The 23,499-nt window shown below is 62.4% G+C and carries 23 protein-coding genes; 6 read left to right on the top strand and 17 right to left on the bottom strand.

The window, feature by feature from the left end:
- Positions 1–19: 19 nt before the first annotated feature.
- The 3 genes from XH85_RS14455 to XH85_RS14445 all read right to left on the bottom strand — a co-directional run bounded on the left by XH85_RS14455 (position 20) and on the right by XH85_RS14445 (position 3,659).
- Positions 20–1,903: a sensor histidine kinase gene (locus tag XH85_RS14455; protein ID WP_245474110.1), complete on the bottom strand. Its 1,884-nt coding sequence runs from the start codon at positions 1,901–1,903 to the stop codon at positions 20–22.
- A gap of 105 nt (positions 1,904–2,008) precedes the next feature.
- Positions 2,009–3,241, bottom strand: coding sequence for an HlyD family secretion protein (locus tag XH85_RS14450; protein ID WP_128932323.1), 1,233 nt, complete (start codon positions 3,239–3,241; stop codon positions 2,009–2,011).
- Positions 3,234–3,659 carry a hypothetical protein gene (locus XH85_RS14445; RefSeq protein ID WP_128937270.1) on the bottom strand — a complete coding sequence of 142 codons (426 nt, stop codon included), beginning with the start codon at positions 3,657–3,659 and terminating at the stop codon, positions 3,234–3,236. Before XH85_RS14445 ends, XH85_RS14450 begins: the two co-directional genes overlap by 8 nt.
- Positions 3,660–3,821: 162 nt before the next feature.
- Between XH85_RS14445 and XH85_RS14440 the strand changes: the two genes are divergently transcribed.
- Both XH85_RS14440 and ppk2 read left to right on the top strand, forming a co-directional pair.
- Positions 3,822–4,274 carry a hypothetical protein gene (locus XH85_RS14440; RefSeq protein ID WP_128932322.1) on the top strand — a complete coding sequence of 151 codons (453 nt, stop codon included), beginning with the start codon at positions 3,822–3,824 and terminating at the stop codon, positions 4,272–4,274.
- Positions 4,275–4,295: 21 nt separating this feature from the next.
- Complete coding sequence (ppk2, locus tag XH85_RS14435) at positions 4,296–5,096, top strand: polyphosphate kinase 2 (RefSeq protein ID WP_128932321.1); 801 nt, start codon at positions 4,296–4,298, stop codon at positions 5,094–5,096.
- 43 nt (positions 5,097–5,139) lie between these two features.
- Here ppk2 and XH85_RS14430 read toward each other — a convergent pair whose 3' ends face one another.
- The 5 genes from XH85_RS14430 to XH85_RS14410 all read right to left on the bottom strand — a co-directional run bounded on the left by XH85_RS14430 (position 5,140) and on the right by XH85_RS14410 (position 12,586).
- Positions 5,140–5,574: a hypothetical protein gene (locus XH85_RS14430; RefSeq protein WP_128932320.1), complete on the bottom strand. Its 435-nt coding sequence runs from the start codon at positions 5,572–5,574 to the stop codon at positions 5,140–5,142.
- A 23-nt stretch (positions 5,575–5,597) separates the two neighbouring features.
- Positions 5,598–7,298, bottom strand: coding sequence for an aspartate:alanine exchanger family transporter (locus tag XH85_RS14425; RefSeq protein ID WP_128932319.1), 1,701 nt, complete (start codon positions 7,296–7,298; stop codon positions 5,598–5,600).
- 17 nt (positions 7,299–7,315) lie between these two features.
- On the bottom strand, positions 7,316–10,069 hold the full coding sequence (locus XH85_RS14420; protein ID WP_128932318.1) for a decarboxylase: 2,754 nt from the start codon (positions 10,067–10,069) through the stop codon (positions 7,316–7,318).
- 136 nt (positions 10,070–10,205) lie between these two features.
- Positions 10,206–11,909, bottom strand: coding sequence for a SulP family inorganic anion transporter (locus tag XH85_RS14415; RefSeq protein ID WP_128932317.1), 1,704 nt, complete (start codon positions 11,907–11,909; stop codon positions 10,206–10,208).
- Positions 11,906–12,586 (bottom strand): YoaK family protein, encoded by a 681-nt coding sequence (locus XH85_RS14410; RefSeq protein WP_128937269.1) that lies wholly within the window; start codon positions 12,584–12,586, stop codon positions 11,906–11,908. Before XH85_RS14410 ends, XH85_RS14415 begins: the two co-directional genes overlap by 4 nt.
- Before the next feature lie 139 nt (positions 12,587–12,725).
- Here XH85_RS14410 and XH85_RS14405 point away from each other — a divergent pair, with 139 nt between their 5' ends.
- Genes XH85_RS14405 through XH85_RS14395 form a run of 3 tightly spaced genes read left to right on the top strand, consistent with a single transcriptional unit; the run spans position 12,726 to position 15,918 of the window.
- A complete protein-coding gene (locus XH85_RS14405) occupies positions 12,726–14,414 on the top strand; it encodes an aspartate:alanine exchanger family transporter (protein ID WP_128932316.1) in 1,689 nt (562 codons plus the stop codon).
- An 11-nt stretch (positions 14,415–14,425) separates the two neighbouring features.
- A complete protein-coding gene (locus tag XH85_RS14400) occupies positions 14,426–15,310 on the top strand; it encodes an alpha/beta hydrolase family protein (protein WP_164940775.1) in 885 nt (294 codons plus the stop codon).
- Positions 15,311–15,333: 23 nt separating this feature from the next.
- Positions 15,334–15,918 (top strand): invasion associated locus B family protein, encoded by a 585-nt coding sequence (locus XH85_RS14395; RefSeq protein ID WP_128932314.1) that lies wholly within the window; start codon positions 15,334–15,336, stop codon positions 15,916–15,918.
- 11 nt (positions 15,919–15,929) lie between these two features.
- Here the strand turns inward: XH85_RS14395 and XH85_RS14390 are convergent, their stop codons facing one another.
- Both XH85_RS14390 and XH85_RS14385 read right to left on the bottom strand, forming a co-directional pair.
- Positions 15,930–16,298 carry a response regulator transcription factor gene (locus XH85_RS14390; protein WP_164940925.1) on the bottom strand — a complete coding sequence of 123 codons (369 nt, stop codon included), beginning with the start codon at positions 16,296–16,298 and terminating at the stop codon, positions 15,930–15,932.
- A 163-nt stretch (positions 16,299–16,461) separates the two neighbouring features.
- Positions 16,462–17,085: a response regulator transcription factor gene (locus tag XH85_RS14385; protein WP_128932312.1), complete on the bottom strand. Its 624-nt coding sequence runs from the start codon at positions 17,083–17,085 to the stop codon at positions 16,462–16,464.
- Between the two features lie 310 nt (positions 17,086–17,395).
- On the opposite strand from XH85_RS14385, the gene XH85_RS14380 reads away from it, so the two are divergent.
- The gene (locus XH85_RS14380) at positions 17,396–18,079 is read left to right on the top strand and encodes a helix-turn-helix domain-containing protein (protein WP_091880224.1); all 684 of its coding nucleotides are present in this window, start codon (positions 17,396–17,398) and stop codon (positions 18,077–18,079) included.
- A gap of 33 nt (positions 18,080–18,112) precedes the next feature.
- On the opposite strand, the gene XH85_RS14375 is transcribed toward XH85_RS14380, so the two are convergent.
- The 7 genes from XH85_RS14375 to XH85_RS14345 all read right to left on the bottom strand — a co-directional run bounded on the left by XH85_RS14375 (position 18,113) and on the right by XH85_RS14345 (position 23,498).
- The gene (locus tag XH85_RS14375; protein ID WP_128932311.1) at positions 18,113–18,592 is read right to left on the bottom strand and encodes a potassium channel family protein; all 480 of its coding nucleotides are present in this window, start codon (positions 18,590–18,592) and stop codon (positions 18,113–18,115) included.
- A 108-nt stretch (positions 18,593–18,700) separates the two neighbouring features.
- The gene (locus XH85_RS14370; RefSeq protein ID WP_245474106.1) at positions 18,701–19,777 is read right to left on the bottom strand and encodes an AI-2E family transporter; all 1,077 of its coding nucleotides are present in this window, start codon (positions 19,775–19,777) and stop codon (positions 18,701–18,703) included.
- 233 nt (positions 19,778–20,010) lie between these two features.
- Positions 20,011–20,460, bottom strand: coding sequence for a type II 3-dehydroquinate dehydratase (gene aroQ / locus XH85_RS14365; RefSeq protein WP_128932309.1), 450 nt, complete (start codon positions 20,458–20,460; stop codon positions 20,011–20,013).
- Positions 20,461–20,473: 13 nt separating this feature from the next.
- Positions 20,474–21,220 carry an amino acid ABC transporter ATP-binding protein gene (locus tag XH85_RS14360; protein ID WP_128932308.1) on the bottom strand — a complete coding sequence of 249 codons (747 nt, stop codon included), beginning with the start codon at positions 21,218–21,220 and terminating at the stop codon, positions 20,474–20,476.
- Between the two features lie 59 nt (positions 21,221–21,279).
- A complete protein-coding gene (locus tag XH85_RS14355) occupies positions 21,280–22,107 on the bottom strand; it encodes a transporter substrate-binding domain-containing protein (protein WP_128932307.1) in 828 nt (275 codons plus the stop codon).
- A 55-nt stretch (positions 22,108–22,162) separates the two neighbouring features.
- Positions 22,163–22,819 (bottom strand): amino acid ABC transporter permease, encoded by a 657-nt coding sequence (locus XH85_RS14350; protein ID WP_128932306.1) that lies wholly within the window; start codon positions 22,817–22,819, stop codon positions 22,163–22,165.
- A 10-nt stretch (positions 22,820–22,829) separates the two neighbouring features.
- Positions 22,830–23,498, bottom strand: coding sequence for an amino acid ABC transporter permease (locus tag XH85_RS14345; RefSeq protein WP_091878454.1), 669 nt, complete (start codon positions 23,496–23,498; stop codon positions 22,830–22,832).
- Between the last annotated feature and the right edge of the window lies 1 nt (position 23,499).

The raw sequence follows: 23,499 nt of genomic DNA, 5'->3' as shown, positions 1-23,499 counted from the left end.
GATCATCAAATACCGCCTGTCAGCGGGTGATCGGAAGCCGGATCGTGAACAGGGCTCCTCCGAAGAGCTGGTTCGCCGCGACAATTGCGCCGTGGTGGGCCTCGATGATGGTTCGGGCGATCGCGAGTCCCATGCCCATGCCTTGCGGCTTGGTCGTGAAGAATGGATCGAAGACGTTTGCGAGATCGGAGACGGCTATTCCGGGTCCCGTATCGGTGATCCTGATCTCGGCTTGATTGCCGGCACGGAGGGTTGAAACGCTGACCTCGCGCTTTCCGGTGTCCGCATCGGAGATCGCATCCATCGCGTTGATGATCAGGTTGAGAACAACCTGCTGAAGCTGGACCGGATCTCCCTTGACGTGCAGATGGGCAAGCACAGGCATATAGATCAGCGTAATCCGGCGTCCGTCGGCGACGGCCTTCACAAGGCCGATCGCTTCGCGGACCGTATCGTTGAGCTCGATGTCCTTGACCTCAAACGGCGTCTTTCTCAGAACGCTGCGCAGCCTGCGGATCACCTCGCTTGCACGTTGATCGTCACGCCTGATGTCGGCAAGAATCTGACGAATCTCGTTGATGTCCGGCGAAGTGGCCTTGAGCATGAGCTCCGCCGTCTCGGCATTAGTCAGGATAGAGCCGAGCGGCTGGTTCAATTCATGGGCAATCGAGGTCGTGAGCTCGCCGACAGTCGAATAGCGATTGACGTGGGCCAGCTCGGTAAGCCGCTGGCGCGATTCCACTTCGGCGACGCGGCGGCGGCGACGCTCGTGCAGCAATCCGCTGATGAGACCTGCCTGTACCAGGAATACCGCCGCGATCATCAACATCTGCCAACGATAGCGCACCCAGATGTTCGGCTCGCGAAACAGGATCTGGCTGCCGGGAGGCAAACGACTCTCGCTGATGCCCCAGCGCTGCAATTCCCGCCAATCATATCTCGGCGCAGCGAAGCCGATCGGCTCATAATGGATGCTCGCTGGTTTCGCGCCGCCGAGAACGCCGAGCGCGGCGGTGACGGTCCTCGAACTCGTGTCCGCAATCAAATGCATCGGCCCACCGACCGTGCTGTTACCGAAGAACGGCTCCTGGTAGGAGAAGATCGGAGCATTCGCGACTGCGTGCAGGCTGCGCAAGGCGATATCGCTCTCGTGGACGACCCCAGCCGCATCGACCGACATCAGGCCCCAAAACAGCACAGTGTGCGGCGGGAGCTTTGATGCGCGTTTCAATATTTCCTCGAATGACAAATCCGAATACCAGACGAGCTCTACCCGCTCGCCGAAAGATTTCAGCTCCCGCTTCACCTCCTCTAGCCAAAACTTCTCGAGCGGCGAGGCACCGATGACGACCGCAACCGACTTGGTGTCCGGCAGAACCTGAAGGATGTTGTCGAATGCCGCCACGAAATCGTTCCGGATCGCCACGACGACATCGTTGTCGCCGAGATCGGCGCGATTGATCAGTCGATGCTCGACTGCAGAGAGAATCAACGGCGTGTGGGGGAACAGTCTGGCGCGGTATTTCTGCGCAAACCGGGCGGCAGGCGCGCCGATGCTCAACACGATGTCGGCATCGCCCCCCTGGTACAGCGAGTGCAGGTACTCGACGAAAGGCGCCTCGGGACCAGGATTGTTGAAGCGCGCGGTGAGCAGCGCGTGCTCCTGGATATCGAGCGGCCAGGGCGATTGCCGCTCCAGTTCGGCCTTGATGTCACGCGCATACTCACTCCACGGCCGAAACTCGCGACCGAAGGAATGCAACACCAGCACGCGCTTGAGCTCGCCGCGCAGACTTCGCTCGACGGCCCCGGCCCGCTCGGGCGACAGGCACAGGGCGACGAACAGGCCTAGGCATAACAACGCGGCCGCGCCCGGCCACGACCTGACCGAAACACTGGACATCCGCCCGCTCAGCTCCGTTCCCGCGGCCTCCAACGGCTGCATTGCGGTTAATTCTAGCGGGAATTGCGGTGCGCGGACAGGCCCGACGACGCGATCAGATCCCGCTCAATGACCGCTCAGCACAAGTGTCTGGATCGGCAGCAACAGCGCCTGGATACGCAGCAGCAGCGCGTGTACGAGGCCGACGCCGTCCACGACGTGCAGCGCGATCTTCCGGCTGGTCGGAGTGTCCTTGGCCGAGATTTCCTCGTGATTGCTGGTGTAGGCATTGACGATGCAGCTGCTGCCGGGTGTGACCCCATCCAGGCCGCCTTTGTAAAGCGGCTCCAGAAACACCAGGATGGTGCCGGGACGGACGGCGTTCTGTGGATCGATCAGCTGCTCGCCGGATCGGAACTGTCCGGCAGCGATGTAGTCCTGCACCGTCGTGATCACCATCGGGATGATCACCCATGGCTTCGAGATGCAGGTTGCTTCCGCCACCATGCCTTCCTTCATCACCTGCGCCTCGATCTGGCCGAAACCGGCCTGAAGCGCCTTGCGGCCAGCACCTTCGGGAACGAGAACGCCGGCGGGGCGCATCAGCTGATTGACAACGTCGCCGGGGCGAACCAGGAACTGCTCGACCCGCCCATCGACGCCGGCGCGCACGAGGGTCTTGTCGAGATCGACCTGGGCCTGGTCGAGCGCGGCCTCCGCACTGGCCTTCTGTGCCGGCAGCAGGGTGGAGACCTGCAAGGACGCCGATTGCTTCGCGGCCGTTGCGGCATCGATGCCGGACTGGCGCTGGTCAACCAGGACCTGGAGCTTGTCGATATCACGCTGCGGGACGATGCCGGGATTGCGACGCTGAAGCTCGCTCTTGACCTCGAGTTCGTCCTTGGCCTGCTGGTAGTTGGCTTTCGCCTCGCCGATCTGCGCCTCGGCCTTGACCACGTCGGCCTGCGCAGTCTGCATGGCGGCGTCGACCTCGGCAACCTTTCGCTTCGCTGTCTCGTAGGCGGCCCGCTGCTTCGAGGCGTCCAGCGTGAACAGCACATCGCCCTTCTTGACCGGCGCAGTGAAGCCGACCTTGACCTCCGCCACGCGGCCCGAGCCTTCGGGCAGGATGGGCACGGTGCGGAAATAGAGAGCCGCCGACGAAGTGGACGGATGGAAATAGAAGATCATCGTGATCAGCGATACCGTCAGCATCAGGCAGGCGGTGATGCCCCAGCGCAGCTCGTACCAGATCGAGAAGAAGGTGATCTCCTTGCCGAAGCGTTTGCCCTGGGCGTAGCGACGGTAGAGGTAGTCCGGCAGGATCGTGACGAGCGAGCAGATCAGCAGCTCAAGCATGGCTCGGCTCCTTCTCCTTGGTGGGTCCCAGCTTTTCCGCTGGAGGTGGCGCAGCCGCAGCGTCTGTCGGGATTTCCTCGCCACTGCCGGCCGGCGTCGCCTCTGCAATCTTCTCGACCGACCCGGCAATGCTGCGCAGCGGTGTGCCGAAATCGGGAAGATCGATCAATGCGAGCAAAAGCCCCGCAATCCAGAAGATATGCATGTGCGTAAACAGCGAGATCAGGCCGAGCACTGCAACGAGCTCGAACTGCAATTTTTGCGATTTGTGCGCCATCCGCTCCGGCAGGCTGTGCAGCTTCCAATAGAGCGTGCCGACCCAGAGCACGATCCCGATCAGAAATATGCCCATCACCACCATCAGCGTATCGGTCCCGCTGCCCGGCGCGAGATAGAATGGCAGATGGTGCGGGGCCATCGGATGAAGCTGGTCGCTCAAACGTCTCTCCCGGTCAAATGCGCATGTGTGCCACTGTGTTCGGACAGGCTTCCGGTTTGCTTGATTTGAATCAAGGGAACGCCCTCCGCCGGACTTAGCGTTCCCCGGATGCTGATTGGATAACCATCAGGAGCCGCAGCCATGCCCGGCCTCGACGATCTCATCCCCAACGCCGCCCAGATTCGGAAGGAAGCCGCCCTCAAGGAGGCCGAAAAGGCGGAGGAATATGTCCGCCTCGCAACCGCTGCCGAGGCCGAGAAGCGCGCGCTGATCGAGCGCTTGCGCAAGCCCTCCGGCAAGACCGAGGAGGAGAAGATCAAGCTCGCCTCGACCATCATCCAGCGTGCGGTGCGAAATGGCCTGACGGAGGTGCTGGTCTATCGTTTCCCCAACTCCCTCTGCACCGACAAGGGACGCGCTATCAATCAGATGGAAAAGGGTTGGGAGAACACCCTGACCGGCATCCCCAAAGAGATCTTCCAGCTCTGGACCGATTATCTGAAACCGCGCGGCTATCGCATCTCCTATCAGATCATCGAGTTCCCTGGCGGTGTGCCCGGCGACATCGGCGTGACCATCTCCTGGGACGATTGACGAGCAACAGGAAGGATCGGCATGGCCAAGGACGTATCTGCGGAGCGGATGAAGCGTAAGGACTACGAGAAGGAGCTTGAAAAGCTCCAGGTCGAGCTGTGCCACCTCCAGGATTATGTGCGGGAGAACAAGCTGCGGGTCATCGTCCTGTTCGAAGGCCGGGACGCCGCCGGCAAGGGCGGGACGATCAAGGCCATCACCGAGAAGGTCAGCCCGCGCGTGTTCCGCGTCGTTGCCCTGCCGGCGCCGTCCGACCGCGAGAAGACGCAACTCTTCTTCCAGCGCTACATGGAGAGATTTCCGGCCGGCGGCGAGATCGTGATCTTCGACCGAAGCTGGTACAATCGCGCGGGCGTGGAATACGTCATGGGCTTCTGCACCCCCGCCGAGCACGAGCGCTTCCTCACGCTGTGCCCGCAGATGGAGAAATATGTCATCGATGGCGGCATCATCCTGATCAAGATCTGGCTCGAAGTGGGCATGGACGAGCAGGAACGCCGCTTCCATGCGCGCATCGACGACCCCGTGCGGCAATGGAAGCTGAGCCCGATGGATCTAGAGTCCTACCGGCGCTGGTACGACTATTCGCGAGCTCGCGATCTGATGCTCAAGCAGACCAGCACGAAGGAAGCGCCATGGTACATCATCCGCTCCGATGACAAGCGAAAGGCACGGCTGAACTGCATCGCGCATCTCCTCGGCGCGATCCCCTACAAGCGCATCAATAAGGACAAGATCAAGCTGCCGAAGCGCTCCGAGAAGGGACGCTACAACGACCAGGCCAGCCTAAAGGGAATGAATTTCGTCGCCGAGCGATATTGAAACGCGAACGGGCTGCGGTGGCGCAGCCCGTCGCCTGTTCGGATCACTTCAAGCGGATTGTGACGCCGCCGACGGCCGCCGATACTTCCGCGCCGACCCGCGGGCCGCTGAGCTGGAGGATCACGCCATTGCTGTTCTGCAACTGAACGGCGCCAGCGCCTGCGGCGACTGCCCCACCCGCTCCCCCCACAGCATAAGAGCCTTCGATGGACGCCGGCCCCTTCAGATTGAGGGCTCGGCCGACGAACTTCGTGGTGGACGCTCCGACCGTCAAGCCGACGCTCATGCCGGACACGGTGAAGGGATATTTCTTGCCCCGGTATAGCAGGACACCTTCGCCGCCCCCGACACCGACGATAAATCCGCCCTTGGTGAACACGACGGCAACCTGGCCCGTGTCAGCACGCGACGGCGTGCTAAATCCGGTAGCGGCTGCGATCGATGCAATCAGGACAGCGCCGATAGTAACTTTCCTCATGACGTTTCTTTCCCCTCTTGTGGTCATTGCGCCAGGATCATCGCGAAGTAGCCGAATATGGTGAGGAGGATGCCCGAGACGGCATAGCCGACCGGGAATCCGATCCAGGGCACGGAACTCTGGATCTCGACTGCGGCCTCGCGGCACGGGCCCGAATGCGACCGCGCACCGGCGACGCCGCCCATCAACACGGCCGGATTGATCCTGAAGACGTGGAAACCGATCGCCCAGACGATGAACGGCGGGATCGTGCAGGCAATGAAGCCGACGATGAAGATCTTCAGGGCCACCGCACCGGTCAGCTGTGCCAAGAGGCCCGCGCCGGCGTTGACGCCGACGATGGCGACGAAGACGACGAGACCGAGATCCTCGAGCACGTTGCGCGCCGCATTCGGCGTGTTGCCGAAGAAGCGCAGACGCGACACGATCGAGGACACGATCACGCCTGACAGAAGCAGGCCACCTGCGTTGCCAAGCCCGACCTTGGCCCCGAACGCGGGGAATTCGATCATGCCGATCAGGAAGCCGAGGATCATGCCGACAGACAGAGTCAGCAGGTCGGTCGACGTGTTGGCGCGCGCGATGCGGCCCCACATCTCGCCGAGTTCGTTGACCGCGGACTTCAAGCCGACCACGGAGACGATATCCATTCGCTCCAGCTTGGTCTTGAGACCCGCCGGGATCTGCACGCCGCCGCGCTCGACCTTGGTCACCTGCAACTGGCCGGCGATCGCCGTGTCGCGGAAGGATTCGAAGGTGCGCCCCACCATCTCCTTGTTGGTGACGAGGATATCCGCCTGGTCCATGGGAACGCCGAGCGTCTTGGCGTCTGCGACCTCCGGACCAATCAGACCCATCTTCTCGGTGAGATGCTCGGTCGCGCCACCGAGCGCGACGATGTCGCCCTTTTGTAGGACAAGGTCGGCATCGGCGCCTTGCGGCTCGCCGTTACGTCCCACATTGACGATCCGGTACTCCGGATTGACCGAGCGGAATTTTGCGATGCTCATCCCGACCGTCGCTGGATTCTCCAGCCGGTAGGCTCGCAGGCCGAACTGCCGATAGCCGGTCAGGGCCCCGCCTTCGAGATCCTTGACGCCGAATTCCTGCTCATACCGCTTCGCGGCAGCCTTGGCGTCGACGCCCCACCAGCGCGGCAGATATTTGCAGATCAGGATGATGCCAACGGTGCCCCAGATGTAAGTGATGCCGTAGGACAGCGCGATCATGCCGGACGCTTCCTCGGGCTTCATGCCCTCGGGCAGCTTGACGACACCTGAGGTCACCGCCTGCTCCGCCGAACCGATCGCCGCCGACATGGTCTGCGACCCCGCCAACATGCCGCCGGCCGCACCGGGCGGCAACGCGAAGAGCTTCGCACCAAGCACGACCAGGGTCAGGCCCAGAATGCTGGACATGACTGCGAGGAACAGGAACTTGACGCCATCTCCCCTCAGGCTGTTGATGAAGGACGGACCGACGCGCAAGCCCACGCCGTACATGAAGAGGTAATAGAACAGGCTCTTGGCGAAATTGTTCAGCTCGAGCTTCACGCCATAACTGGAAGCCCAGACCGAGATGCCTGCGCCCACCACAATGGCACCGGCGACCATGCCGAGGCCATAACCCTTGATGCTGGCCCGGCCGATATAGACGGCGAGACCGACGACGAAGAACAGCAGCAGATACGGATACTGCTGCAAAAACTGGAAAAAGGCCTGCATGTTCGTCCCCTCCAAACTTATGAGGCAGCCTTGAGCTTCGGCGATGCGGCCGGCTTCGGCCGGCCGAGCTTCGCCAGAGCTTCCGTGCGCACGAGCTTCAGCCCTTCCTTGGCGTCGTAGCCATGGATCTCCTTCACATCGAGCTTGCGCATGAAGTCGATGGTCTCCTGGGTGATGACCTGGCCCGGCACCATGATTGGGAAGCCCGGCGGATAGGGGATCACGAAGTTCGCCGAGACGAGTTCGGGGCCGGCCCTCAGCCGCCGGTCGATCTCGGGATCGTTGAGGCGGATGTGCTCGCAACCCGCTACGTCATAGGCCGCGTAGAAGCCGGAGCGGATGTCGCCTTCGTTGGTCTTGGCGCCGGCATCGCCGCGGAAGCTCGGGTGGAAATGCGAGAAATTCGGCAGGTCCGGCACGTCAGTCATCAGGCTCTTGACCCGCGCCTCGAACGTCTTGCGCGCATTGGCGCCGCCTTGCGCCAGCCCGCGATCGACTTCGCCCGCGATCTCAGCGAGCACGCGCACGAGATGCGCGACGTCGCTGCGGGTGTTGTTGATGTTAGATTGGACCAGGACCGAGTTGCGCGAGGTCTTGTTGACCTGGATGTTGTACTCGTTGGCGAGGATGCCCTTGAACTGGGTGCCGTCATAGCCGGCCATGCCGCACACCAGCGTCATGCGGGTCGGGTCGAGGCAGAACTCGTCGTCGTCGAGGCTCTTCAGCGCAGTGACCCAGTTCACGCCTGGCGCGAGATAGTCAGTAAAACCGCTCTGACGGTATTGCGCGGGCACCATGACATCGGCGCCGAGAATGCGGAAATATTTCGAGATCAGCGGATTGTTGTTGACCGCCTGGCGTATCGCGAGCGCGATCTCCATCGCATTGGCGACGAGCCCATAACCTTCAAGCTCCATCTGCCGCCGCGAGATATCGAGGCTGGCGATGAGCTGCTGGTTCGGGCTGGTGGAGGCGTGGGTGAACACGGCCTCCTTGAATTGCTGCTCGACCGTGTGGAATTCGATGTCCTTGACCGAGAGCATGGAGCCCTGCCGGATCGCCGACATCGACTTGTGGGTCGAGTTGGTCTGGTAGACGCGCAGGCGGATCTGCCGGGGGTCGGGAATAAGCCGGGTCTTGAGCAGAACCTCTTCGGACGGATTCTTGCCGAGCTCGGCTTGCTGCTTTTCATAGACAGCGACCGACTTCGGATCGCGCATCCACGCCTCGATCTCGTTGGCGGCGCCCATGGCGGTGCGCCGGCGCAGGAACGGCGAGAAGCGCGCAAAGCCGAACCAGGCCTCGTCCCACAGGAAGATCAGGTCCGGCCTGATGGCGAGACATTCCTCCATCACCCGGCGGGTGTTGTAGATGTGGCCATCGAAGGTGCAATTGGTGAGATCGATCATCTTGACGCGGTCCAGCCGGCCGTCAGCCTTGGCGCTCAAAAGCGCCTGCTTGATCGTCTTCAGCGGAACCGCGCCATACATCGAATATTCCGTCATCGGGAAGGCTTCGACATAGAGCGGCTGAGCGCCGGCCAGCACCATGCCGTAATGGTGCGACTTGTGGCAGTTGCGGTCGACGATCGCGATGTCACCTGGCGCGAGCAGCGCCTGCACCGCCATCTTGTTGGAGGTCGAGGTCCCGTTGGTGACGAAGAAGACGCGATCGGCGCCGAGCGCACGGGCAGCCTTCTCCTGCGCCTTCTTGATGTTGCCGGTCGGCTCGAGCATGCTGTCGAGGCCGCCCGTGGTGGCGCTGCTCTCGGCCAAAAACAGGTTCGGGCCGTAGAACTCGCCCATGTCGCGGATCCAGTCGGATTTGAAGATCGACTTGCCGCGGGCGATCGGCAGCGCGTGGAACGTCCCGATCGGGCGCTGCGCGTACTTCTTGAGATTGTCGAAGAATGGGGTGTCGTAGCGATCCTGGATACCTTCGAGGATCGACAGATGCAGCTCCAAAAGCTCTTCCACGGAATAGAAGATGCGGCGCACGACGTCGGCCTCGGGATTGCCAGCGAGCTCCTCGACGTCGCGGTTCGAGATCATGTAGAGATCGAGCTCGGGTCGGACGCGCTTGATGATCTGGGCGAGCCGCAGCGCGGAGGCGTCGGCCTCGTCATTGAGACCGGCCGCGGCCGTGATCGAGCGGAGCACGGGGGCATCGTGCCGCGAGCGCAGGGCGAAGCCTTCGTTGATGATGACGGCGCCGATGTTGGGATTGAGCATCGTCGCGCAGAAGGCATCCTCCAGGCTCCCGACGATGACCGGCTCATAGATGAAGCCATCGACGGGGCGCCGCAGCTTGCGCCATTCGGCGGCAAGCGCCGGCCATTGGCTGGGTGACACGCCGGTGACGATCAGGGTCTCGAAATAGGGCCTGCGTGCGGTGTGCGCGCCGAAGCTCGGCGGCACCAGTCCGGGCGCATCGCCATTGCCGTCGTCCTTCACGCTCCAGTCGCCGGCATGCTGGCGGAAGGATCGCGTCGCCAGTGCCTGGGTGATCCGGCTCGCAAGCGCAAACGAGGTTGCGCCGTCGCCTGCGTCCGCGGCCTCCCGCAGCGCCGCCATCAATTGCAGACCGGGATAGCCGTGAAACTCCTCCGTGACCGATAGCTCGGCCAGCGCCGCGTCGTAGACCGCGCGATTGCCGACCCGGGCCCAGGTCTTGGCGGCCTCGACCAGATCACGCCAGTCGTCCGCCCGCGCTCCGGGGCCGGAAAAGAACTGGTCGATGCGCTTGTGCGCGGCCTTGGGCTCTTTGGACATCTGTCTCTCCCGATCCTTTGGGGCGAAGGTGATGCGGGATCGTGAGTGCGGCGCCGGTCGCTCCATTGATCCAAGTCAACGGTCGGTTGCATTGTGACAGCCAATGCCATGCCGTTCGCAACGCAATAGGAAGGCGTCAGACCGTTCGTTGCGCGGTGCTCGCCTGATCATCGCTCAGCAGGCTATCGAGCGACCGCAGCCACTGGCCGCTGTCGGTCTTGGCCGCGAGTCCTTCGGCGCGCAGGAGGTCGCGGAGCTGCGCATGAGCGCCGACGATGCAGAATGTCACCCTGCGTGATGCAAGTTCGTCATGGAGATCGTGCAGCATGCGCGCGCCTGCCAGATCGATATAGGGCGACGCCGACAGGTCGCAGGCCACCAGCCGGACGCCCGGCGCCCCCCGGAGGGCGATCAGGACGGTTTCCAGGATCGTCTCGGCATTGATGTAGAGCAGCGACGCTTCGGGCCGGAAGGCGATGATTCCAACCAGCGGCTCGACGCCCTCATGCCTCGCACTGTCCGAATACCGGCCGCTGCCGGGCAAGCGGCCGAGGAATGCGACGTTTGGCCGCGAGGCCCGCGCCAGCAGCAGGAAGATCGACGCGATCGATGCCAGCAGAATGCCCTGGAGGATGCCGAGCAGCAGCACGGAGATCAGAGCAATCGCCGCGGCGTAGAAATCGATCCGACTGACCTGCCACATTCGTAGCAGTGCACGAACATCGACCAGCCTGTAAACGGCGGCGAAGACGATCGCCCCGAGCACCGCCTTGGGGAGATTGGTCAGCAGCCCCGTGAAGAACAACAGGCACAGCCCGAGCGCCACTGAGCAGATCACCAGCGCCAACGGTGTCCGCGCGCCGGCACTGTCGTTGACGGCCGATTGCGACAGGCCGCCGGCGACGGGATAGCCATGGCCTAAGGCAGCGGCGAGGTTCGCCGCGCCCAATCCCAGGAACTCCTGACGGACATCGAGCGGATAGCCGTGCTTGGCAGCAAAGCTGCGGGCTGCCGATACGCCTTCGATATAGGCCAGCAGCACGCAACCTGCCGCGAGCGGAAACAGATCGTCGAACTCCAACAGGCCGAATGTCGGGATTCCCAGCGCCGGCAGCCCTTCCGGTATCTTCCCGGTGACGGGCACACCGAGGGCCGGGAGGCCCAGAAGGGTTGCCAGAATGATCGCAAGCGCAACGATGGTGATGCCGACGGGCTTGCCCGGCAAAAGCCGCTCGCCAAGCAGGAGCAACAAGAGCGCGACGGCGCCGATGGCGAGCACAAGCGGATCGATGCCGCCGAGCTGACCGCCCAGCTTGATGGCGCGATCGAAGAAATTGTGGCCGCCACCGGCAACACCGAGCAGGCTCGGCAATTGGCTCATGATGATGGTGAGCCCGGCACCGGCCTTGAAGCCGACCAGAATGCTGTCGCTGACGAGGCGGACCAAAACACTGAGCTTGAACAGCCAGGCGATGAAGCACAGCACGGCCACCGCAAAAGCTGCAAGGCTCGCGATCTGGGCATAACGCAGTGCATCGCCGCCGGCCAGCGCGCCGACGGTGGCGGCTATCATCAGGGAGATCGCCGAGGTCGGGCCGATCGCAAGCTGCCGCGATGACCCCAGCAACGCGTAGCCGATGCCGCCGAGCATGTAGCCATAGACGCCGACCTGCGGCGGCAAGCCGGCGAGCGCGGCATAGGCGAGCGAGACCGGGATGGCGTAAGCGGCGAGCGTGATGCCGGCGATCGCGTCGGATGGCAGCCATTCGCGCTTGTAAGCGCCAAGCCAGCCGGCCGGCGGAAAGAACCGGGTCCCGGCCAGTTTGAGGATAGTATTCATCGCAAGACCTCGCGATGCGGCGCTTCGCAACGCAACAGGACAATCAGCAACGCCACCACGGGAATGCCGAGCGCGAGGTTGGGAATGGTCTTGGTGGCGTAGGCACCGACTGCGGCGCCTAACCCGAACACAGCACATAATGCGAAGAAGATGCCCGACCGGCGCAGCGCCCCGACTGGCGCCCCCTTGCATGCGGCAGCAAAGATGGTCTCGATCCCCTGGCGCATGTTGCCGGTGATCATCACGGTGCTGCAGGCCGTGCCCTCGACCCTTGTGAAAGCCGCGGCCTGCATTGCCGCCACGACCGAGATTCCGAGTGTGCCTGCGAGATCCGGCAAGCGGTTATGCAGGATTCCGATCGCAACCAGAAGCAGTATCTCTACCAGCGTGCTGATGGCGCTGGCTCGTTCGCCGGCGATGCGGCGCAACCATGCAGCTATCACAACTCCCACCGCAAAGGCCAAAATCGGCGGCACGAAGTGAAAGGCCCTCGTCCAATCGCCGGCGGTCGCATAGACCCAAAGAAGAATCACATTGGCTGTCTGGGCATTCGCCATCACGCCGTGAATGATCCAGGTATAGGCATCGATATAGCCGCCGGCAAAGGCGAGCAGCAGGACGATCTCGACCGTTTCATCGCGGCGGATCGCTCCGGCGGCGACGTACAGGGTGCTCATGTCGGCAATACGGGCTGTCGCAAACATTTCATGAGGTCATCATAGGCATCGCCTCGTCTCTGCCGAGGCTTGATCTGGATCAAGCAATGTCCCCCGCACCGCCAATCAAATCGCACCAAAGCGCCGGGGGAATGCGACCATGGAAACCGTCAGGTGGATCATCACCACCGCACCGGAGATATTCCTGCTGCTGGCGATTGCGGTGGGCACCATCCTCGGCCGCATCAAGGTTCGCGGTTTCTCGATCGGCACCACCGCTTGCATCCTGATCGTCGCCGTCTTGATCGGACAGCTCGGCAGCTTCACGTTCCCACCGATCCTGCGGGCGATCCTGTTCAGCCTCTTCGTCTTCACGATCGGCTACCGGTCCGGACCGGAATTCTTTGCCTCGCTGAGTGTGCGGACGCTGGCGCAGGTCGTGCTGGCGCTGGTGATCGGCGCGACGGGCCTCATGCTCGTGCTCATGTTCGCTCATGCGTTCAAGCTCGACACCGGAACGGCCGCAGGCCTCACCGCGGGCGCGCTGACGCAATCCTCGGTGATCGGCACCGCATCGGGCGCACTGGCGCAGCTCGGCCTCTCCGCCGATGTGTTGAAGCAGCAGGAGGCCAACATCGCGGCTGGCTACGCCGTAACCTACGTGCTCGGCTACATCCTGACGCTGCTGTTCGTTCCCTTCGTCGCGCCGCGGCTGATGCGGATCGATTTGAAGGCGGAAGCGAAAAAGCTCGAGGCCGAGCTTGCCGGCGGTGCGCCAGCGAAGACGGACAATCTGTCCTATCGCAAATTCCAGGCCCGCGCCTATCGCATCTCGGCCGCGGCGGGCCGCACGGTCGAAGCCATCGAGGCGGAGATCGGCAGCCGCACCATTGTGGAGCGGATCGTGCGCCGCGGCGCCGATATTGCGCCGCACCGCAATACCGCTCTCGAGAACGGCGACGACATCGTCCTGACCGGCCCGACTGCGGCCATCGTTGCGGCAAAGCCCGTCATGGGCGAGGAAATCGACGCGGACGAGCTCTTGCGCAGCCTGCCAGGCAACGTGATCGACGTGCTCGTGGAGAACCGCAGGCTGCACGGCCGCTCGATCAAGGAGGTGGCCGATATCGTCGGCGACAGCGCACGCGGCGTTTTCCTGCGCGCCCTCACGAGGATGGGGCGTGAAGTGCCGCTCGGGCCCGAAACGCGCGTCTATCTCGGCGATGTCATGACGCTGGTCGGCAGCACCGGCAATATCGCACGGGCGACGGCGCAGGTCGGTCACGCGCTGAACGCGAGCGACCGGACCGATATCGCCTTCCTTGCCGCCGGCATCGCCGTCGGTCTCTTGGCCGGGCTTGCCAGCATCAAGGTCAGCGCGGTCGCGCTGACGCTTGGTGGCGGCGGCGGCGCGCTGATCACAGGCCTCGTCTGCGGCTGGCTGCGCTCACGCAAGCCGACCATGGGCGCGCTACCGCCGGCGGCGCAGCAGACTTTGAGCGACATCGGCCTTGGCGGCTTCATCGCGGCGGTCGGGCTCGGCAACGGTCTTGCCGCCTGGTCTGCGATCCAGGCCCATGGCCTGCTGCTGGTCGGCATGGGCATCGTCGTCACGTTGATCCCGATGACGGTCGGAACGCTCGTTGCCTATTACCTGCTGCGCATGAACCCGGTCGTGACCTGCGGCGCGCTGGCCGGCGCCATGACGGTCGATGCCGCCGTCACCGGCGCCTGCGACGTCGCCGAGAGTCAGACGCCGGTGCTCGGCGTCGCCGTGCCCTACGCGGTCGGCAACGTCGTGCTGACGGTGCTCGGTCCGATCGTGGTCGCCGCGACGTTTTCGGGATGAGGGAGGTCGCGATGCATCGCATGCCTGCATTGCTCCAGGCTCTTGCGACCACCCTCCTCGTCCTTCTTGTCTTCGCATCGTCTGCCCGCGCCGAGGACGAGGTCCGCATTCAGGAAGAAGTCTGGGCACTCACGCTGCCGCTGCCGATGTTCGCCTATCTGGTGCGCCCGGTCGGCGACGGCCCCTTCCCGCTGGTGATCATGAACCATGGCGTCTCGCTCAACCCGACCGATCGCAGCTTCTTTCCTTTGGTGGAATTCCGTGATGCCGCCAAATGGTTCGCCAGGCGCGGCTATCTCGTGGTGGCGCCGGTCGGCAGCGGTTATGGCGCACAGGCGATCGACATTCCCGAGCGCGCACTGTTTGGCCCGTTCTTCTCCAAAGTCGGCAAGTGCACCAATCCCAACTTTCATGATGCGGGCCTTGCTGTCGCCCAGGTCGATCTCTGGATCATCGACTACCTCGCCGCCGAGAAGCGGATCATCCCGAAGGACGTGATCGTGGTTGGGCAGTCCGCCGGCGGATGGGCTTCCATCGCCTTGTCGAGCGTGAACCCGCCGCAGGTGAAGGCGATCATCACCTTCGCCGCAGGCCGCGGCGGCCGGGTCGGCGGCAAGCCCAACAACAATTGCGCGCCCGACAAGCTGGTCGCGGCCACCGCGGATTTCGGCCGCACCTCGCGCGTGCCGATGCTGTGGATCTACATCGAGAACGACACGTTCTTCGGACCCGATCTGTCCAAGCGCATGCATGCCGCCTTCACCGCCGCCGGCGGCCGCGCCGAATATCATCTGATGCCGCCGTTCGGCAATGAAGGTCATTTCTTCATCGGCTCGCCGGACGCGATCCCGCTCTGGTCGCCGCTGGTGACGAAGTTCTTGGATGCGCAGAAGTGAGCGCAAACTTCAGAGACGCGACTATGCCCCGCCCTCTTGATTGTCTCTGCGGTCTCTTGATGGTTGCAGTCGTCGGGACCGCCACAAGCGCAACCGTCGCCGCGCAGGAGGCCGCGAAAGCCGACAAGCCCGCCGAGGTCGCAACGCGCGGCCAGCGCGAAGCAAAGGACATCAGCTATGGCGCCTGGCAGAAACTCTGCTTCAAGGCCGGCGGTGCGCCGATGCTGTGCCGGACTTCGATAACAGGCAAATTCCCGACCGGTCAGACGGCCGTGCGCGTCGACCTGATCGAGCGCGAGGATGCTTCCACAGCCCGGCTGCAGTTGTTCGTGCCCATCGGCATGTACCTGCAACAAGCCCCCAAGCTGACGGTCGACCAAGGCACTCCCTTCCGCGTGCCCTATACCTGGTGTGTCACCAACCTCTGCATCGCAGCCGACGTGACGTCGCCAAAGACCCTCAAGGAGATGGCATCAGGCAAGGCGCTGACGCTCGAGCTCGTCGATTCGAATCTCCTGGCCCTCACGACCTCGGTTCCGCTGGCTCAGTTCGCGTCCGTGCGCAACGGTGCGCCGACGAAGACGCTGGAGCAATATGTCGAGGAGTGAGCGCTCTCGGCCTATGCGGCAGCGGCGCGCATAACCGACTCGATTAGCGATGCTGCGGAAAATGGCTTTGTCAGATAAGCGAAGCAGCCCGACGCGATCGCCGCGGTACGGTTCGCGGGGCAATCATTACCGGTTACATAGATCACCGGCACGATGACGCCGTTCTCAGCCAGTCTGCGACGCACGTCGATGCCGGACTTTGCGCCAAGATTGATGTCGAGGATGATGCAAATCGCGGTGCAGAACTTGCCATGATCGAGCAAGGCACCCGCGGTGTCGAACAGCGTAGTGTCGAACCCGTGTCGGCGCAGAAGTCTGTCCATGCTGGCACGCATGGACGGATCGTCATCGACGACGAAAACGGACTCGCGTAGGGGCAAGGCGATTGCCTTTCCGAGAGACGGAGGTGGGATACTGGATACGATTTCGCCGCGTTTACGAGCGGACATGCACTATTGCATACGGCTCGCCGTGCACTGTCAACACGCCTCAGCATTGTACTTTGGGGCAGTCAGAGCGGGGAGAACCGTTGCGACGATGCGGCTAATGCTCGTTCGAATCGAGTATTCCGAGCCGCTCTGCGATCGAAACGAGTTCCGCCAGCGAATGAACCTGCATCTTCTCCATCACCTGGTGACGGTGTGCTTTCACTGTGCGTTCGGCGGTTCCGAGTTCATGCGCGATCTGCTTGTTGATTCGGCCGCGCACAATGAGATCAAACACCTGTCGCTCGCGCTGCGTCAGCGTGGCCAGATGACCACGAAAAGCATCAAGCCTGCTGCGCTGGGTGCGCGCCGTTTGCTGACTGGCCAACGCGCGCTCGATCGCGTCGAGCAACTGCTCGGAGGATATCGGTTTGGTCAGGAAGTCTTCCGCACCCGCCTTGATCGCGCGCACGGTGGTTGGCGTGTCAGCATGGCCGGTCAGGAAGATAATGGGCAGCACGGAACCGGACGCGATCAACCGGGCCTGCAGGTCGGGACCGCTCAGTCCCGGGATCCGTACGTCGAGCAGGATACACCCCACCTGCTCGTCATCCGGCGCCGAATCCAGGAGCTCCAGTGCTGAGGCATAGGTCGCGACCTCATATCCCGCGAGCTTCAGCCGGCGCTCGATCGCGGTCCGAAAGGACTCGTCGTCGTCAACAACGTGAACGAGGCCTGGCACTTTCTTACCTCTCGCTCAATTTAATGAGGACGGCTCGACGTCCCTCTCATTCTTCAAAGTCACATCTTCGCGTTTGGAAGTCGACATATCTGCTTCGCAATATGTCGCATCTCCACCGCGGCAAACTTCTCATCCTGCGCAGCAATCGCCAGTGCTGCTGTCCTTTGGTACAATGAACCTTGGGACAATGGATTGAACTACCACCTTGATCGAAAATCAACTGCGGCGGGAGTGGGGTAGCGCGGCGCATTTCCGGCTGAGAATATTTCATCCGACCGACCAATTCGGCGACAAGCTGAGGAGTTGGCCCATGTTCGTTCGCATCACAACGGATTCCACCCTGCGTCCCAATACCCTCCGCGACCTCGGCATGACAAATCATTCAAATGCGCTGGTCAATTTAAGCGAGTTCTCCTACCGAAAGGGATCTGAGATCTATGGCGAGAAAGAGCCGGCCGAGTATGTTTACCAGGTCAAGTCCGGAGCGGTACGAAGTTATAAGCTGCTGTCGGATGGCCGCAGGCAGATCGGCGCATTTCACCTCGTTGGCGACATCTTCGGGCTCGAGAATGGCAGCGAGCACCGGTTCACGACGGAAGCGATCATCGACACCACGGTACGCCTGATCAGACGGCAAAGCCTTGAAACCGTGGCCGAGAGCGATGTCATGGTAACCAGAAACCTGCTCAGCATGACGACAGATAACCTCCAGCATGCGGAAGACCACATGCTGCTTCTCGGCCGCAAGACCTCCCTGGAGCGGGTCGCAGCGTTCCTGCTTGAAATGGACAAGCGCCTGACGGCCGCCGGCGTCATGGCACTTCCGATGTCGCGGCGCGATATCGCCGACTATCTCGGCCTGACGCTGGAGACTGTCTCGCGCGCTCTGTCGCGACTCCATGAGCTTGGCGTTCTCGGCTTCGTCGGCAACACTCAGCGTCAGATCGTGCTGCTCGACCGGCACCAGCTCGCCAGTCTCGATCTGCAGCCCTGAACCGGCGGAGTGCTGGTCCACAATCCACGACCATCAAGATGGGTCCACGCGACTGCGTTGGGTCCGTGGTAAACTTGTGCCGGTCGCTTCCGTCAGCCCGAGATGTTCGAGTGTCTTGCGCAGGACTTCGAACAAAATGGCGGCGGACCAGCCGAACAGAAGAACACCATTCATGGCGGTCAACGGGCCGATCAGCCGCCATTCGCGCACCGGCGTGATGTCGCCGTAGCCCAGCGTGGTGTAGTTGACGAAAGCAAAGTAGAGCAAGTCCGTGTCGGCGGCAGCGGCCTGAACGACATTGTAGGTCGCGGCCCACATCAGGATTTCGAACATGTGGGCGATCTTCAACACGACGGCGGCCGCGATCATGACGCCCATGAGATGCAACCTCGGCCGATGGGTATGACGCAGGCCCGCACTGCGGGCGATGGCGACCGCGACCACCGTCACCAGCGCGTGGAGCCCGATATTGATCACACTGACCAGGATGCCGACAAGGAATTGTAGCATCATAGCGTCGAACCCGACCTCAATTCGGCAGACCCAATTCGTTATGATCGACGACGAGAATCGTATCTATGGTGACCATGCTCGCGCCCATCGACGAAGGGGACGATTGATCTAGGTCAACGGCGCGTCGACGGTTTCCGTTGCGGCAACGGCAGCCTGGTCCACCCGAATCGGCGTAGCCCGGTCGATCCCGATCCATGCAGCCGCCAACTCCCAAGCAACCGACAGGATGATCGGCCCGATGAACAGGCCGATGATCCCATGCGCGAGCGTACCACCGATGACCCCGATCAGGATCACGAGCGTCGGCGTCGTCAGGCCTCGCCCCATGAGAAGCGGCTTCAGGACGTTATCAAGAAGACCGACGGCGACGAGATAGACCGTCAAGAGCAGGGCTACGGTCACGTCCTTGTCCATCCATATCCAAACAACCACGGGAAGAAGCACGATAGCCGCGCCGATCTGAACGATCGATAGCAAGAGCACGATGATTGCGAGCAGCCCTGCGCTTGGGAGGCCAGCGAGCTTGAAACCGATGCCCGCCAGCAGGGCCTGCACGATGGCGACACCGATGACACCCTGTGAGACCGCGCGTATGGTGGCCCCGGCGAGCTCCAGGAAGTGCTCGCTCTGGTCGGGCACGATGCGCAACAGGAAGCCCCGGAGCGCGGCAACAAGCTGCGCCCCGTACGGAAGCAGGAAACCGGCAACGACCACCGACAGCAGGAATTGGAGCATTCCGATGCCGGTGTCGCCCGCAAACAACAACATCGTCCCGGCGAGCGGTTTCAAATACGGCGCCACCTCGCGCAACGCAGCACGGATATTCGTGTAGGCCTCATCCCAGAACGCGTAGAGCTGCGGACCGATCAAGGGCCAATCCCTGATCTGCTCTGGCGCCGCCTGAAGCACGAGATCCCCGCTGCCGATCTGGCCAGCAAGGTCCCGGAGCCCTTCAACCGCACTCAGGCCCAGCCAGGCGGCGGGACCGATGACGATGCCTAGCGTGACGAGGGTGAGAACGGCCGAGGCGATCCGGGGACGATCGCCGAGCCGTTGGGCGAGCCAGGCAAAAACCGGGTAGAACGCCACCGCCAGCACCGCGCTCCAAGTCAGGATCGGCACGAACGGTCGGATGATCAGAAATGTCCACAGGATCAGCAGGCCGAGCAGCGCCAGCCGGATCACAAGCTGGACAACATCGTCGGTGGACAGAAGTTGGCGAAGTGTCTTCAAGGCTTTGTGCCGGATCTCAGAGGCCAGACAGCTTACAGCTTGAAGACCGCGGGGGCCGGAGACTTGATCCAGATCAAGCGAGCGGTTCCGATCACTACGCCCCTCCGCCGACGCCGCCGCAGACTACCAAACATCCGCAGCGGTCGGCGTGAGACGTTGGCGCATCACGACGGACTCATACGATGCTATCCCTTCTTCTCATCAAGCAGCTTGGCCACACGACGCAAGCCGAGCAGATAACCCTGGGTCCCGAAGCCTGCGATGACTCCATCAGCTCGTTTGGAGACAAACGAGTGGTGGCGGAATTCCTCGCGTTTGTGCACGTTGGAAATGTGCACCTCGATCACTGTCCCCTCGAACGTGTTCAAAGCATCCAGGATGGCGACCGACGTATGGGTGAAAGCCGCAGGATTCATCACGATACCGGCAGCCGTCTCGCGCGCCTCGTGGATCCACTCGATCAGCTCGTATTCCCTGTTGGATTGATGAAAGCGAATCTCCAGGCCGAGCTCCTTGGCTAGCGCTCGACAATCCCGTTCCACATCCGAAAGCGTCTCGTGGCCATAGATGTGGGGCTGGCGCTTGCCGAGCAAATTGAGATTTGGCCCGTTGAGGACGTAGACAAGATGACTCATGGAAGTACTCCGTTCAGTGATGGGCGAGGATCTCACCAAGGAACTGCCTGGTGCGGGCATGCTGTGGATTGCGGAAGAAAGCGCCGGGCTCGCCTGCTTCGATGATCTGGCCTTCAGCCATGAAGATGACCCGGTCGGCAACCTGGCGGGCAAAGCCCATCTCGTGGGTGACGCAAATCATGGTCATGCCGTCGTTGGCGAGGCCTATCATCGTATCGAGCACCTCCTTGACCATTTCGGGATCGAGAGCCGAGGTCGGCTCGTCAAACAGCATCACCTTGGGCTGCATGCAGAGCGCACGCGCAATCGCGACGCGCTGTTGCTGACCGCCCGAGAGCTGCGCCGGATACTTCTCGGCCTGGTCACCGATGCGCACGCGCTCGAGGTATTTTCGCGCGGTCGCCTCCGCCTCGCTCTTGCTGATGCGGCGCGCGCGAATGGGGGCGAGCATGCAGTTCTGCAACACCGTCATATGCGGAAAGAGGTTGAAGCTCTGAAAAACCATGCCGACGTCCTGACGTACGACATCGATTGCCTTGATGCTGTCGTCCAGCCGATGACCGTTCACTACGATACTGCCCTGCTGGATCGCCTCGAGGCGGTTGATGCAGCGGATCAGCGTCGACTTGCCTGAGCCGGACGGACCGCAGAGCACGATCTTCTCGCCCTTGCGCACGGTGAGATCGACGTTGCGGAGAGCTTGGTACCCGCCGTACCACTTCTGCACGCCCTTCATTTCGATCAGGATCTGGTCCTGCATGCTGGTCTCCACTGTCGAGCGGCGGCCGACGCAGATTGCGCGCCGGCCGCTCGCGGTGGCTACTGGACTGTGAAGGGAATGCCGGGGACCGAGTCGGGGAAGACCGGGACCGGGACCTTCATCCATTTGGCGTAGAAGCTGGCCAACTTGCCGTTCGACTTGATCTGATCGATGAACTTGTTGGCCGTCTCGTTCCACTCCTTCTCGCCCAGGCGGGTGCAGGCACCGTTGTACAGAGCGGTGAAGTGAAGCTTGGGCTCGAACCCGAGTTCGGGCTTTGCGGCGTTGAGGCGCTGCGGATAAAACAAGTTCGCGCCGACTGCTTGGACTTGGCCCGAGAGCAGCGCCTGGATCGTGGCCGCGTCATCGTCGAATCTGCGGATCTCGGTCCCGGACGGGGCGTTGTTGGTAACCTGGGTGTCCTGCGTGGACGACCTCGGCACGCCGATGACGTACTTGCCCATATCGGCATTGCTGTTGATCGGGGTCGCCTGGGCAGCGACCAGCGTGATCTCGTTGGCGACATACGGTTTGGAATATTGCACCGCCTTCGCGCGCTCGGGCAGCATGGCCATGGTTGCGAACAGAATGTCTACGCGGCCTGTGGTCAGCGCCGGAATGCGATTGGCCACCGCCAGCGGGACGAACTCGGCCTTCACGCCAAGATATTCAGCAAAGGCGCGCCCCATATCAGCATCGATGCCATCCTGCTTTCCTGAGCTATCGACATAGCCCCAAGGAGGATTGTCGCCCTGGATGCCGATGACGACGACGCCCTTCTTCTTGACGTCTTCCAGAGTGCCCGCATGCGCTTTACCTGCGACGGCGACGGTCCCCAGTATCAGCAGCGCGGCGCCGAGCTGGCGACGATTGATCGAAAATAACATCTGATGTTTCCTCCTCCTGGTGATGGCTCTGTTTGATTGGGCAAGTGCGCCGTTCCTACCTTTGACTAGCCAGGGCGAGCCTGGCCTCCATCCGGCTGCCCCACCATGAGAGTGGCCAGCAGAGGATGAAATACATCGCGCCGACCACGCCGAAGACGAGCAACGGCTGGAAGGTCTGGTTCGATACGATTTGACCGGCGCGGGCGAGTTCGATGAAGCCGACGATGGCGGCGAGCGAAGTGCCTTTGATGAGCTGCACGAGATAGCCGATGGTCGCCGGCAGCGAGATACGGATCGCCTGCGGCAGCACGATGTCGCGCATGCGCGACGAATAATGCAGTCCAAGCGCCATTGCCGCCTCGGTCTGGCCGCGCGGCACGGCCTGTATCGCACCGCGCCAAATCTCACCAAGGAAGGCGGAGGCATTCACGGTGAAGCCGATCGCCACCGCGACGAAGGCGTCGAGCTTCAGCCCGGTTAGCGCCAATCCGTAATACACGACGAAAAGCTGCAGCAGCAGCGGAGTACCCTGGAATATCCCGATGTAAATGCGGATGACCCATTCCACGCCCTTATGACCACAAGTGCGCAGCAATGCGACAGCCAGCCCCGCCGTGCAGCCGCCCGCAAACGCAACCAGCGTCAGCAGCATCGTCCATTGCAGCCCACGCATCAGGAAACCGAACTCAGGGAGGCCAAAATGCGGTGCCATGATCTCCCCCTCAGCGTGTCGGATATGAGAAGAAGCGGTGAGAGATGACCGCGAAGCCCAGCATCAACAGCCAGGAGATCGCGAGGTAGAGGAAAGTGACGAAGAAGTAGACCTCGAAGCTGCGAAATGTGTCGCTTTCGATGCGCTGCGCAACCGACGTCAATTCGTAAGCCGATACGGCCGAGCAGATCGACGAGGTCAGCGTCAGCATGATGAACTGACCCGTGAGCGAGGGATAGATCGCGCGAAGCGCTGGCTTGAGCACAACGAACCGGAATACCTGCCCTTTGTGCAGTCCGAGTGCGTAGCCGGCTTCCACCTGTCCCTTATGAATGGACTGCACCCCGCCGCGGATGATCTCGATGGCGTAGGCGCCGCCATTGACACCGAGTGCGATGACGGCCGTGGCTGTCGGATTGAGCTTCAATCCGACGAGCGGCAGAGCGAAGAACAGAAAGAAGATCTGCACCAGGAAAGGCGTATTGCGCACGGTCTCGACGAAGCCGATCACGAGAGCACGCAACCACGCCGCCTTCGAATCGCGTGCCGCGACGCCGGCGACACCGATCATCATTGCGAGCGTCATGCCGGCAAGCGCCAGGCCCAACGTACCCACGCATCCCCACAGCAGCGCGGGCATCGCATGCCAAACCACCGAGAAATCGAGCGTGTAGCCCATC

The sequence above is a fragment of the Bradyrhizobium zhanjiangense genome, assembly GCF_004114935.1.
Classification (GTDB): Bacteria; Pseudomonadota; Alphaproteobacteria; order Rhizobiales; family Xanthobacteraceae; genus Bradyrhizobium; species Bradyrhizobium zhanjiangense.
The sequence above is the reverse complement of the archived record's forward strand: the minus strand, read 5'-3'. Positions and strand labels throughout refer to the sequence as shown.